The 12516-nt window shown below is 69.0% G+C and carries 12 protein-coding genes, 1 other RNA gene and 1 pseudogene; 10 read left to right on the forward strand and 4 right to left on the reverse strand.

Translation table 11 applies throughout. The features are described from left to right. The first annotated feature begins 21 nt into the window (after positions 1 to 21). Together flaJ and htpX are read left to right on the forward strand one after the other, a co-directional pair. Positions 22 to 1758, forward strand: coding sequence for an archaellar assembly protein FlaJ (flaJ, locus tag J2744_RS05270; protein ID WP_209545449.1), 1737 nt, complete (start codon positions 22 to 24; stop codon positions 1756 to 1758). A 132-nt stretch (positions 1759 to 1890) separates the two neighbouring features. Then, complete coding sequence (htpX, locus tag J2744_RS05275) at positions 1891 to 2763, forward strand: zinc metalloprotease HtpX (RefSeq protein WP_209545451.1); 873 nt, start codon at positions 1891 to 1893, stop codon at positions 2761 to 2763. Between the two features lie 436 nt (positions 2764 to 3199). Here the strand turns inward: htpX and rnpB are convergent. Next, positions 3200 to 3512, reverse strand: an RNA gene (rnpB, locus tag J2744_RS05280) — RNase P RNA component. A gap of 129 nt (positions 3513 to 3641) precedes the next feature. Between rnpB and J2744_RS05285 the strand changes: the two are divergent. The 4 genes and pseudogenes from J2744_RS05285 to J2744_RS05300 all read left to right on the forward strand — a co-directional run. After that, a pseudogene (locus J2744_RS05285) lies at positions 3642 to 4214 on the forward strand (TIGR00296 family protein); the annotation flags it as partial. A 349-nt stretch (positions 4215 to 4563) separates the two neighbouring features. Further along, the gene (locus J2744_RS05290) at positions 4564 to 5433 is read left to right on the forward strand and encodes a DUF7260 family protein (RefSeq protein WP_209545453.1); all 870 of its coding nucleotides are present in this window, start codon (positions 4564 to 4566) and stop codon (positions 5431 to 5433) included. A gap of 2 nt (positions 5434 to 5435) precedes the next feature. Beyond that, positions 5436 to 5585 (forward strand): hypothetical protein, encoded by a 150-nt coding sequence (locus J2744_RS05295; RefSeq protein ID WP_209545455.1) that lies wholly within the window; start codon positions 5436 to 5438, stop codon positions 5583 to 5585. Next, a complete protein-coding gene (locus J2744_RS05300; protein ID WP_209545457.1) occupies positions 5582 to 5995 on the forward strand; it encodes a metal-dependent transcriptional regulator in 414 nt (137 codons plus the stop codon). Before J2744_RS05295 ends, J2744_RS05300 begins: the two co-directional genes overlap by 4 nt. A 62-nt stretch (positions 5996 to 6057) precedes the next feature. Here the strand turns inward: J2744_RS05300 and dpsA are convergent, their stop codons facing one another. From dpsA to J2744_RS05315, 3 genes are all read right to left on the reverse strand, one after another. Then, positions 6058 to 6603, reverse strand: a complete 546-nt coding sequence (gene dpsA / locus J2744_RS05305; protein ID WP_209545459.1) for a DNA starvation/stationary phase protection protein DpsA — start codon at positions 6601 to 6603, stop codon at positions 6058 to 6060. 138 nt (positions 6604 to 6741) lie between these two features. Beyond that, positions 6742 to 7902, reverse strand: coding sequence for a nicotinate phosphoribosyltransferase (locus J2744_RS05310; RefSeq protein ID WP_209545461.1), 1161 nt, complete (start codon positions 7900 to 7902; stop codon positions 6742 to 6744). Positions 7903 to 7983: 81 nt separating this feature from the next. Further along, positions 7984 to 9765 carry an Hvo_1808 family surface protein gene (locus J2744_RS05315; RefSeq protein ID WP_209545464.1) on the reverse strand — a complete coding sequence of 594 codons (1782 nt, stop codon included), beginning with the start codon at positions 9763 to 9765 and terminating at the stop codon, positions 7984 to 7986. Positions 9766 to 9923: 158 nt separating this feature from the next. Between J2744_RS05315 and J2744_RS05320 the strand changes: the two genes are divergently transcribed. From J2744_RS05320 to J2744_RS05330, 4 genes are all read left to right on the forward strand, one after another. After that, a complete protein-coding gene (locus J2744_RS05320) occupies positions 9924 to 10502 on the forward strand; it encodes a cysteine hydrolase family protein (RefSeq protein ID WP_209545465.1) in 579 nt (192 codons plus the stop codon). A gap of 72 nt (positions 10503 to 10574) precedes the next feature. Beyond that, entirely contained in the window at positions 10575 to 11138 is a 564-nt protein-coding gene (locus J2744_RS05325; protein WP_209545466.1) for a hypothetical protein, read from the forward strand. A gap of 114 nt (positions 11139 to 11252) precedes the next feature. Continuing rightward, positions 11253 to 11384, forward strand: coding sequence for an HVO_2523 family zinc finger protein (locus J2744_RS15400; protein ID WP_280921406.1), 132 nt, complete (start codon positions 11253 to 11255; stop codon positions 11382 to 11384). Positions 11385 to 11542: 158 nt separating this feature from the next. Next, positions 11543 to 12511 carry a phytoene/squalene synthase family protein gene (locus J2744_RS05330; RefSeq protein WP_209545468.1) on the forward strand — a complete coding sequence of 323 codons (969 nt, stop codon included), beginning with the start codon at positions 11543 to 11545 and terminating at the stop codon, positions 12509 to 12511. Positions 12512 to 12516: the final 5 nt, after the last annotated feature.

The raw sequence follows: 12516 nt of genomic DNA on the forward strand, positions 1-12516 counted from the left end.
AGCGACGGGGGTGCGCTAACGATGGCGGTAAAGGAGATGGGCAACGGGCTCGCGACCGCCGCCAAGCTGACCTCCGAGGTCATGGAGTCGTACGACCAGCTCGACATCTCCAAGCGGAAGTACGTGGGGCTGGTGCTGATTCCGGCCGTGCTCATCTTCCTCGCGAGCGTCGTCGGGCTGGTCGCGCTCCCGCTCCCGATCGCCGCCCGGGTGCCGATCCCGATGTTCGGCGCGCTCGTGCTGTTCGCGGCCGTCATCTATCCGAAGATCTACCTCTCCAGTTTGGAGACGAAGATCGACAACCAGCTGCATCTCGTGATGACGCACATGACGGTGCTGTCGACGACGAACATCGACCGGATGGAGGTGTTCCGGACGCTGGCGAAAGAGGAGGAGTACGGCGTCGCCGCCGAGGAGATCGGCCGCGTCGTCCACCTCGTCGACACGTGGAATCAGAGCCTCGACGACGCGTGTCGCCGTCGGGCACAGGAGGTCCCCTCCGACGCGATGGCCGACTTCTTCGACCGCCTCGGCTACACGATGGGCGCGGGGCAGTCGCTGGAGGAGTTCCTCGTCTCCGAGCAGGACGTGATGCTCGCGCAGTACGAGACCCGCTACGAGTCCGCGCTCTCGAACCTGGAGGTGATGAAGGACCTGTACATGTCGATGATCCTCTCGATGACGTTCGCGCTGGTGTTCGCGGTCGTCCTCCCGATCCTCACCGGCAACGACCCGACCGCGACGGTCGCGGCCGTCATCGTGCTGTTCGTCTTCGTCCAGCTCGGCTTCTACGCGATGATCCGCGCGACGTCGCCGTACGACCCGATCTGGTACCACCCGGACGAGCGGGCGCCGGGCGACCTCAAGCTGTGGGGCTCGCTGATCGGCGGCGGCGCCCTCTCGTTCCTGCTCATCGGGATCACGGCCGCCGGGATGTTCGGGCACGGTCCCGGGCTGCCCGGACTCCTCTTTTTCCTCGACGACGTCCGGCTGCCGCTGTACCTCTCGGTTCCCATCTCGCCGCTCATCATCACCGGGGTGATCCTCCGGAGCGAAGAGCAGGCGATCACGGCCCGGGACGGTGAGTTCCCGTCGTTCGTGCGCGCGCTCGGCGCGACCGAGAGCGCGAAGCAGTCGACGACCACCGACGTGCTCACGACGCTGCGCGACAAGAACTTCGGCGAGCTCTCCGCCGCCATCGAGCGGCTCTACCGCCGGCTCAACATGCGGATCAGCACCGAGGGCGCGTGGCGAGCGTTCACGCGCGACACGCGCTCGTATCTCATCCAGAAGTTCTCCGAGATGTACCTCGTCGGTCGGCGGATGGGCGGGGACCCGAAGATGCTCGGCGAGCTGATCTCGAAGAACATGAACGCGGTCAACCAGCTGCGCGAGCAGCGCCGGCAGGCGGCGATGACGTTCATCGGGCTGCTGTACGGGATCACGGCGGCGGCGACGTTCGCCTTCTTCATCGGGCTGGAGATCGTCGCGATCTTAGCCGACCTCACCGCCGACTTCGGGCTGGAGGAGATGGATATCGGCCAGATCGTCTACCCGGGCGCCTACGACATCCCGCTCATCGAGTACCTCCTGTTGACCGTCGTGCTGTTCAACGCGGCGCTCTCCTCGCAGATGATCCGCCGGATCGACGGCGGCAACCCCGCGAACGGCTACATCCACTTCGTCCTCCTGACGTGGCTCGGCGCGGGCACGGCCATCGCGACGCGGACGCTCGTCAACGCGATCCTGTCGATCTAAAGCGTGAAGTCGGCGTCGCCGCTGCGCGGCAAAAGCGCGCCGTTGCGGCGGAAATCGCACCGCTGCGGACGGGTCAGATCGACCGTCCGCGGCTCCGGCAGGCTTTAACGCACCGAGCGGTAATTCCCGGGTATGGACTGGAAGACAGATTGGGGGTTGCGTGGACGGATGGCGTTCACGATGTTCCTCCTATTCGCCCTCTACGTCGTGTTTGTCGGCGCCCTCGTGACGTTCCTCGACGTGGGTAACATGACGATACTACTCATGCTCGGCGGGTTCTCGCTCGCCCAGTACTTCTTCAGCGACAAGCTCGCGCTGAAGAGCATGGGCGCCCGCGAGGTCGACCCCGACGAGTACCCCGACCTCCACCGGCGGATCGAGCGGCTGAGCCAGCAGGCCGACCTGCCGAAGCCGACGGTCGCGGTCGCGAACACGCAGGTGCCGAACGCGTTCGCGACCGGCCGGAACAAGAAGAACGCCACCGTCGCGGTGACGACCGGCCTGCTGGAGAGCCTCGACGAGGACGAGCTGGACGGCGTGCTCGCCCACGAGCTCGCCCACGTGAAGAACCGCGACGTGATGGTGATGACCATCGCCTCGTTCCTCTCGACTATCGCCTTCTTCATCGTGCGGTGGGGGTGGCTGTTCAGCGGCGACAACCGACAGGGTGCGCCCGTCATCGTCGCGATCCTCGTGTCGCTCGTGGTGTGGGTGGTCTCGTTCCTGCTCATCCGGGCGCTCTCGCGCTACCGCGAGTACTCCGCGGACCGCGGCGCGGCGCTGATCACCGGGAAGCCCGGCGCGCTCGCCTCGGCGCTGATGACGATCGACGGCCGGATGGACAAGGTGCCCAAGGAGGACCTCCGCGAGGAGGCGGAGATGAACGCGTTTTTCATCATCCCGATCAAGGCCGGCTTCGTCGGGAAGATCGCCTCGACCCACCCGTCGACGGAGAACCGCATCGAGCGGCTCCGCGAGCTGGAAAAGGAGATGGAGACGGCCTGATACGGACTTGAATTGGAGTTTTTAGTCGGTTGTTTATAAGTCGTTGAGTATGGCTTGACGACGAACACCGTCGAATCCCCAGTCGATCATTTATAAGTCGTTGATTGCGGCTCGACGATGAACACCTCCGAAGCCCCAGCCGCGAGGGCGGCGCACGCTCGCTGCGCTCCTCACTCGGTCGCTCACTCCGTTCACTCCCTCGTTGCGGTGCTTACGTCGCCTGCGCCGCCCTCGCGACTGCCCCTTCGAGTCCCGCCCCGCAGAGCGACCGCACCTCACGCCTCCCCAACCTCGTCGACGGTCCTCCGCTTCGCTCCGGACCGCCGACTCCCTCGCGCGTGCTGCTCGGCCGCGGGGCGGCCTCACAGGCACGCGCCACCGCCTCGTTCATTTATAAGTAATCGCGGGGGAGTCGCGCCGCTGGTCGGTGTGAGCGGACTGAGGGGAGTAAGCCCCCTTCGGTTCGTCCCGACATTCGGCTGAGCGTCCGCGCCGTGGCCGGACTACCTTGTGGCGCGGACTTGCACCGGCGAGGATTCGCCGTTCCATCCGTTCCCGCCCGTCGGCCCTCCTCGGGTTAGCTCCCTTCCCTTGCGGGTCGGTTCGCGCGAATCATCGGTCGGGGCGGGGGGTGTCGTTGCTGTTCCAGAGCCAGCCGTCTCCGACTCCGGGCGTGTGCCCGGTCGCCTGTCCGGCCGGTGGGGGGACTTTCCTCATGCCAGAGGCACGGGAGTCGGGCTCCCTCTGTCCGTTTCGGCCTTTCGCCCGCCGGCGAATAAGCGGTTCGGTCGGCCGACTTTCTCCGCAGACGCCGCGAACGCCGCGAGAGCGGTGCCACAAGGGAAGCGTTCAAGTCGTCAGCAGCGTAATAGACTTCCATGTCCGAGGCTCAGACCGTTCAGCTGTCGTACGACGACGGTGCACGAGCGGTCGAACTCGCGCGGGAAGCGGTCGAGTCGTTCGTCCAACACGGACAACGCGAACAACCCGGAAGCATGCGCGAGGCGTTCTACGCCCGCACCGGCGCCTTCGTTCGCCTCCAGTCGACCCGCGGACGCGGCCGCCTCCGCGGCTGCGCCGGCGCGTGGGAGACCTCCGACCAGCTCGGCCACGCCATCGTCGAGGCCGCCATCAAGGCGGCGTCCGACGACTCCTGCGGCTCCGAGGTGGAGCCGAAGGAGCTGGACAACATCACCGTCTCCGTGTTCGTCGTCTCGAACACCGTCCTCACGAACGACCCGCTCGAAGACCTCGAAATCGGCACCCACGGCGTCGCCGTCGACAGCGGCAACGCCCACGGCTGGCTCTACCCGACGGTCCCCGTCGAGAACGGCTGGTCCGGCGCCGAGTTCCTCTCGCGCGCCTGCCGGAAGGCGAAGCTCTCGCCCACCGCCTGGCAGGAGGAGGACACGATGGTGACGCTCATCGAGGGGCAGGTGTTCCGAGAGCGCGCCTGCCGGAAGGCGAAGCTCTCGCCCACCGCCTGGCAGGAGGAGGACACGATGGTGACGCTCATCGAGGGGCAGGTGTTCCGAGAGCGCGCCGACGGCGGCGCCGTCGAGGAGCTGTAGCGGTCCAGCAGTCCTCTCCGGTCCCGCGTTCCGACGGTCCGAACACGGATTCTCCCCCGCTCGCGCCTCCGATCCGCTCCCCGTTTTACCTCTCTCGACCCGGCTCCTCGCGCCCGTCGAGTTCTTAGGCCGTCCTAAAAACCGGTGGCTTTTTGATGTTTTAGGTTAGCCTAATCCGTATGAGACACGCGGTCAACGCACTCGTTCGGCCCGCCGGCGGTGATCCGCGGTGACCGTCGAGACCCACGTCGACCGCGCTCGCGACCGAGTGGCCGCCGAGCGCGACGCCGCCGCGGACGAGCGACGGGCCTACGAGCGGTTCGGGTCGGCCGTCGCATCGATTCCCACGGCATCCGATCCGACGGCTTCCGACGAGGAGACGGGCGTCGGCGCGGGAACAGAAATCGGTTCGGGAACTGGAATCGGCACCGGAACAGGAGTCGGCGCGGGACCGAGCGCCGGCGGCGTTCGCGCGGCCGTCGGGGGACGGAACGCCTCGTCGACCGACGGCTGTCGCCGGGTCCGCGAGGCGTTCGCCGAGACGGTGCGGTCCCACAGCGTCGCCGACCTCGACGCCGACGAGCCGTTATTGGCCACGATCCGCGAGGAGCTGGGCGACGCCGTCGCGGTCGCGCTCTCGCCGAAGACCGACCACGAGTTCACCCCGCGGGTCGCGTCCGCGATCGGTTCGGCCGTCGACGACCGCATCGCGGAGCTCGCGGTGTTCGACCGGACGCTGGAGCGCGAGGCGGCGTCGCTCCGGTCGGCCCACGAGGCGATCCGGGAGATCACCGACTGGCTGGCGACCGCGGACGAGACGCCCCTCTCGACGCTCGGGTTCGACGATCTGTGCCGCCGCCACGGGGCGCTCGCCGAGCGGATCGAGACCTGCGAGTCGCTGCTGGCGGAGCGGCAGGCGGACCTCGACCGGACCGCCAGCCGCGGCGCCGCGGTCGGGATCCGACACCGGTCGGTGACCGCGTACCTGTACGCCGACTTCCCGGTGTCGCACCCGGTCCTCTCGACGGTCGCGCGCCTCGTCGAGACGCTCTCCGAGTGCCAGCGAGCGGTCCGCGACCACCTGACGCGGAGGGCGTGACCGTGTCGGACTCGCCGCGCCGCGCCCGAGCGGACGGCTGGGCGTGGGCCTGCCTCGCCCTGTTCGGTCCCGGCGACGAGAGCGCCGACTCACCGAACGACGGGACGAGCGACGACGAGGCGCGGCACGACGACTCGACCATCCCGGAATGACGCGCGAGACGGAGTACCTGCTCGCGTTGTACATCGCGGAACACCGGTCGTCGCCGCCGGTCTCGCCGGGACGGATCGCGGACGCGGTCGGGCGCTCGCCGGCGGCGACGACGGAGATGCTCCAGCGGCTCGACGACCGCGGGCTCGTGACCCGCGAGCCGTACGACGGCGCCGCGCTCACCGACGCGGGGAAAGAGCGCGCCGCCGACCTCCACGAGACGTACGTCGCGCTCTCGTGGTTCTTCCGCGACGCGCTGGGACTCGACGCCCACGAGCGCGAGGCGATGGAGATGGCGGGGCTGGTGAGTCCGACGGTCGCCGACCGGCTCGTCGAACTGCTGCTCGACGACGTGCCCGGCGAGCCGCCGGACCCCGGAGCGCTGTCGCTCCCGCGGTCGGACGCGGACTGAAAAGATTCGATCGTCGCGCGGTCGACGGCTCCTGGGCGCGGTCGACGAGCCGACTCCCTCGCTCAGTTCGTCGCGGAGTCGACGACGAGCGAGTCGTCTTCGAGGTAGTGCTCGATGTGGTGGGCGTGCTCTTCGAGCGTCTCCAGCTGCTCGCGGAGCATCTCGCTGGTCGCGTAGTCGCCCAGGCCGTCGGCGAGCGCGACGTGTTCGCGGTAGCTCTCGATGATGTCGCCCATCATCTCAAGGTCGTTCGCGAGCGACGTCCGCACGTCGTACACGTCCTCGTCTTCCGGCTCCACGGTCGCCTCGTCGGCGAGCGTCGTCATGCTCGCGTGCGGCACGCCGCCGAGCGCCTGGAGCCGCTCCGCCAGCTCGTCGGCCGCGGCCTCGACGTCCTCGTACACCTCCTGGAGGAACACGTGGACCTCGAGGAACTCGGCGCCCTCGACGTTCCAGTGGTGTTTGTGGAGCTGGTGGTAGAGGACGTACGCGTTCGCGAGGTCGCCGTTCAGCGCCTCGATTATCTGTTCCGCCTTCTCGGTGTCGAGCCGCAGCGCGTTCTCGTCGACGGTCCCGGCCCGCTGGCGAGTGGACTTCTGGGTGCTCATTACGTCTCGAACCACGCGCTCCCTCGACTTATATCTTATCAATAAACAAACAGCTTTTCGTGTCGCCTAAAACTCGATTGTATGGCGGTGATGGGGGCTATACGGTGCGATCCGGCCGAAAAGGTATGTTGTTTGAAACTACCGATCGCTCCCGTATCCGACCGCCTCCGCGTCGGCGAGCGCCCGCTCCGTCGCCGCCGACAGGTCGAACGCGTCGCCGTCGACGACCTCGCCGTCGCGGATCACCGGCTCCGTGAGCGGCTCCGCGCCCTCGGGTCCCGAGCGGTCCGCGAGTCCGACCGCGTGGGCGCCGTCGGCGGTGCGGTAGACCGCTTTCGCGCCCGAGAGCTTGCCCCGCTTGGCCGCCGGCTCGCCGTCGACGGCCACGAGGTCGAGCGCGAAGTCGACGGGGTCCGCGTTGGAGACGTAGCCGCCCACGCCGAACCCGTCGACGACGTCGCGCAGCGCGCGGAGATCCGCGGGACCGAGTCCGCCGGAGACGTACACGTCGACGTCCTCGTGGCCGCGCGCGTCGAGTTCCCACTGGACCTCTCGGACGATGTGACGGAAGTCGCCGCGCCGGGATCCCGTCGTGTCGAGGCGGACGCCGTCGAGGTCGTCGCCGAGCGTCTCGACCGCGCGGAGCACCTCGTCGACCTCGTCGGAGTAGGTGTCACACAGCGCGATCCGGGGCGCGTCCTCCGGGACGCCCTCGTCGTAGGCGCGCCACGCGGCCTCCTGTGCGCCGCGCCCGAAGCAGATGGCGAGCGCGTGCGGCATCGTCCCGGACGCCTCGCGGCCGATCAGGTCGCCGGCGGCGACGTGCGAGAAGCCGTCGAACCCGCCGAGGAGCGCCGACCGCTCGACCGCCGCGGTCATCGCGGGGTGGACGTGGCGCGCGCCGAACGAGAGGATCTGCGACTCCGGCGCGGCGACCCGGCAGTCGAGCGCCGCCGTCGCCATCCCGGACGCGTGCGAGAGGAACCCGAGAAGCGACGTCTCCAGCCGCGCGAACGCGAGGTACGGTCCCTCGATCCGCATCACCGGGCCGCCGTCGAACAGCCGTCCCTCCGGGATCGCGTCCACGTCGACGCCGCGGCCGGACAGCAGCTCGACGGCGTTGCCCAGCCCGGCGAACAGCTCGAACTCCCCGTCGGGGAACTGGTCCGCGGTCACCTCGGCGACGACGCGGGGGTTCCGGCCCGCCGCCTCCAGCGCCGTCTCGGTCCGCTCGAAGTACGCGTCGGTCGCGCGTCCCTCTCGGACCGCGGCCGCGTCGACGATGTCGAACTCGCTCATGCCCGACGGTTCGGCCGCGGGAACGAAAAGCCACCCGTGTCGCGGCGGACCCGCGACGACCCCGCTCCGGGAACCGGCGGCTTACGTCGCCCTGCGCGCGGACAGCCCCAGCGCGGCCACGAGGGCGACGAGCGCCGCCCCGACGCCGAACCCGGGCGCGCTGTTGCCGGTGCTGTTGTCGTCGCCGTCGTCCCCGTCGTCGCTCCCGTCACCGCCGTCGCTTTCGTTTTCACCGCCGTCGGCGTCGCTCCCGTCACCGCCGTCGCCGCTCCCGTCGCCGTCGTCGCCCCCGTCACCGCCGTCGCTCCCGTCTGCCCCGTCGGTGTCTGGGAGCGCGAGGTCGGCGTCCGGCCGGAGTTCGAGGACGCCCTCGGGGGACGGCGCGTGGGTTATCGTCACGCTCGTCCCGTCGCGCTCGACGCCGTACGCGCCGGGGAAGTCGCTGTCGTCGCCGATGGTGTACACGGTCTCGTCCGCGTAGTCGCCGTCGCCGTGGGCCGTCAACATCCGGACGTAGGCGTCGCGGAACGCGGCGGCGTCCGCCTCGGTCTGCCACTCCGTCGCCCAGACGTAGCCGTCGCGGTCCCCGTTCCGGTAGGGGTACAGCTCGTCGCCCGCCCACCCGTCGGTCACGGGGTGCGCGTAGTTGTAGGTCGCCCGGGTTTGGAGCTGTGCGTCAGTTTGGAGGTGGATGTTGTAATTCTGTGCGACGGATCGCTCGGGATCGAGAATCGAGTACTCGTATCCGCCATCGAACTGTACTCCAGCGCTCTGATACCAGAACATCACGAACATCGACGCCTCGCCCGCGGTCTCCGCGCCGTCGACACCCTGGTCCGGGTACGTCTCCCACCCGTCGGTCGCGGCGTCCTCGAAGCTGACGTTGCTCGTCCGGTAGTCGGGGTCCCGGTGGATGACCTCCGCCGTCGACCCCGGCGGGTCGTTCATCGTCTCGTTGACGGCCGCCCACCCGCCCTCGTCGACGAGTTCGCGGACGTAGAGCGCGCCGTCACCGTACGGCTGGAGGACGGTCTGGAGGATACCGACGTTGTAGCTCGTCGAGCCGCCACCGCCGCCGCCCTCGGGCGCCTCGGCGCAGGTCCAGTTGTCCGCACAGCGGGCCGCGTACCGCTCCTCGACGTGGACCGCCTCCCCCTCGACGATCCCGTCGACCGCGAGGTCCCCGTCCTGGGTGACGCCGACGTAGCGCGGGTCGGTGAGGTCGTGGTACTGGTCTTGCATCGCGTGGAGCAGCTCGTGGGCGAGCGTCGAGGGATCGATGTCCGGGGACTCGCCGTCGGGGACGACGATGACGATCCGGTCTTCGGCGGGCGAGTAGAAGCCGGAGACCGCGCCGCCGAACACCGAGTCGATCTCGTCGTTGGCGTTCGTCTCGTCGCCGACGACGAACAGCGCCCGCCACACCTGGTCGTTCCAGCGCCGGAACGCCTCGGAGCTGTTCCCCCCGCTCGCGGTGTCGTCGGCGTACTCGCTCCGCGAGACCGTCTCGACCGGCACGTCCTCGCGGAAGGGGCGCTGCCGGACGTGTTCGACGCGCGCCATCGTCAGGTCCGTCAGGGCCTCCAACTGCGTCTCGTTGAGGCCGTCCGTCTCCTCGAAGTCGACCGACTCCTCGTAGTGGGTCCCGTTCCAGCAGCCGACGAGATCGGTTCCGTCCCCCGGCCCGCACTCGTCGGCGGACGCGGAGGGCGTTTCGCCCGGCGCTGCCGGCCCGCCGCCGGACGCGGCGGAGACCGAGCCGGCGTCCGGGGCCGCGGCGGCGCCGGCGGTGAACGCGACACACAGGACGGCGACCGCGGCGACGGCGGCGGCCGCGGTCGAGAGGGTGAGGACCCGTCGCATACGAGTCGTATCGGACGCCCCGGTAAGTAGTTTGTCGGTTCCTTCGGCGTCGCGGCCGGCGGATTTTTCGGTCCGGTTCGGCCCTCCGCGACGGACCGCCGCCGACGTGATCGGGGACCGGGACGACGGTTTTTGAGGAGCGCGCTCTAACCCCCGGTATGGCGTTCGATCCGACCAAGACCGCGGTGGTCGTCGTCGACATGCAAAACGGGTTCTGTCACCCGGACGGGAGCCTCTACGCCGAGGCGAGCGAGGCGGCGATCGAGCCGGTGACGGCGCTCGTTGAGCGCGCCCGCGACGCCGGCGCGTCCGTCGTCTACACCCGCGACGTACACCCGCCGGACCAGTTCGACGACACCCACTACTACGACGAGTTCGACCGGTGGGGCGAACACGTCGTCGAGGGGTCGTGGGACGCCGAACTCGTCGCCGACCTCGACGTGCGCGACGACGACCGCGTCGTCGAGAAGCACACCTACGACGCCTTCTATCGGACCGATCTGGAGGGGTTCCTCGACGCGCACGGGATCCGCGATCTCCTGATCTGCGGCACGCTCGCGAACGTCTGCGTCCTCCACACCGCGGGCAGCGCGGGACTCCGCGACTACCGTCCGGTCGTCGTCGAGGACGCGCTCGGCTACATCACCGAGGAGCACCGCGAGTACGCCGTCGACCACGCCGACTGGCTGTTCGGCGAGACGACAACCCGCGACGAGGTCGGCTTCGCGTCCGAGTAGGACCCGAACCTCGATTATCACGCGCGACAACCGGCGTGTAACTCTTTTCACCGCTCGCCGGAACCGCGAAGCATGGACATCTCTCGGCGCGGCGTACTCGGCGGTCTCGGCGCGGTCTGTGCGGTCGGCGCCGTCGGCTTCGCGGGCGCGACGCAGGTGACGGACGGCGAGGCGCTCGACGGCGTCGGCGGCGACGGCCCGGGACCGGCGGACGGCAACGCCGCCGGCGAAAGCGGTGACGACCGGCCGTCGTCGGCCGCCGTCGCTCCCGACGCGCCGTTCGTGGCCCGGCTCAGCGGCGACGACGGGACCGACACGCTGCTGTTCGACGCGAGCGACCTTGACCGCGTCAAGGGCGTCTTCTCCCAGGACGGCGAGTACCTCGTTCAGGTTGTGCTCTCCGACGCGGGCGTCGAGTCGTTCCGAAGCCGTCTCGAAGACGCGGGCGCGACCGACGACCCGGCGGCGTTCGTGGTGTCGATGTCGCTCGATGGGACCGAAGTCCGACGCGTCGAACTCAACCGGGAGACGGTCGACGAGCTTACCGGCTCCGAGTGGGAAGGCGTGCTGACGCTCCCGTTCGGTGAGGAGTCGGTCGCCCGGTCCGTGTACGACCGACTGGCCGACGACGAGTGATTGGTCGCCGGACCGACCGAAGCGGCTGACTGGTCAGGGTCCACGGGGCGGATGCCGTCGGATGCGGTGCGGGTCGTCGGACAGTGTTTTGATCCTGCGGCCCGTGTCTCCGCCATGACCGACGGAACCGCGGAGGACGGCGGCCGCCCGTGCCCGGTCTGCGAGACGCCGATGTACCATCGACACTGTAAGTACGTCTGCCCGTCTCACGGCGTCGTGTACGACTGTAGCGACACGTTCTACTAATCTCGACCTCGCGTCGCGCACCCGAGAGTCGCCGGAATTATCAGGGGTGACGGAGAACCAGACTGGGTCGTGCGAACTGTTATGTTCTTGGAGGCCGATTTTTCTTTTATGATGGGCGACCCGTATGAGACCCTCCACGCCGACCTTCCGAGGTCAGCATGGTAGAGCAAAAGCAGGTTGTCCGGAGCAAGCGGATCCAGCGCCGCACCGGGAAGACGTTCCACGTCGCCACCCGGCTGCTGCCGCAGCGGATTCGCCATCCGACGTACGTGCTGTACGGGTTCTTCCGGATCGCCGACGAGGTCGTCGACGCCGAGGACACCGCGCCGCCGGCCGGACAGCGGGCCGAACTCGACCGACTCCGGGCGGCCGCGCTCGGCGAGGAGCCGACCGACGACCCGGTGTTGGAGGCGTTCGCCGAGGTGTGCGACCGCAATGGGATCCGCGACGAGGACGTCCACTCGTTCGTGGACGCGATGGCAAGCGACATCGACACCGACCGGTACGAGACCTACGCGGACCTGGAGGCGTACATGGACGGCTCCGCGGCCGCCGTCGGGCGGATGATGACGGCGATCATGGACCTCGACCCGGAGATCGAAGCCGAGGCGCTCCCCTACGCCACGAAGCTCGGCGAGGCGTTCCAGATGACGAACTTCCTCCGGGACGTGCGCGAGGACGTCGTCGAGCGCGACCGGATCTACCTCCCGCTGGAGACGCTCCGCCGCCACGGCGTGAGCGAGGGACAGCTGCTCGAGTTGGAGTTCGACGAGGGCATCGCGGCCGCGATCCGCGAGGAGATGACTCGCACCGAGCGCCTCTACGAGGAGGGGGTCGCAGGGATCAAGTACCTCCCCGAGGACTGCCAGCTCGCGGTGCTGCTCGCGGCGGTGCTGTACGTCGACCACCACCGCCTCATCCGTAATCGCGGCTACGACACGGTGTCGGCCACCCCGGAGCTGTCGTTCGCCCGGAAGCTATCGCTGCTCGTCCGCACCCGCTGGAAGTGGCAGTGGAACAGGGACCCCGAGGCGGTGTTCTACGACATGTGTACCGACTTCGAGCCCAGCCGGGACCGCCGCCACGGCCACGGTCCCCACGGCGCGGGCGTCCCGCAGACGGACTGAACGCC

Origin of the sequence: Halorubrum trapanicum (genome assembly GCF_017873555.1) — an archaeon.
GTDB lineage: Archaea > Halobacteriota > Halobacteria > Halobacteriales > Haloferacaceae > Halorubrum > Halorubrum trapanicum.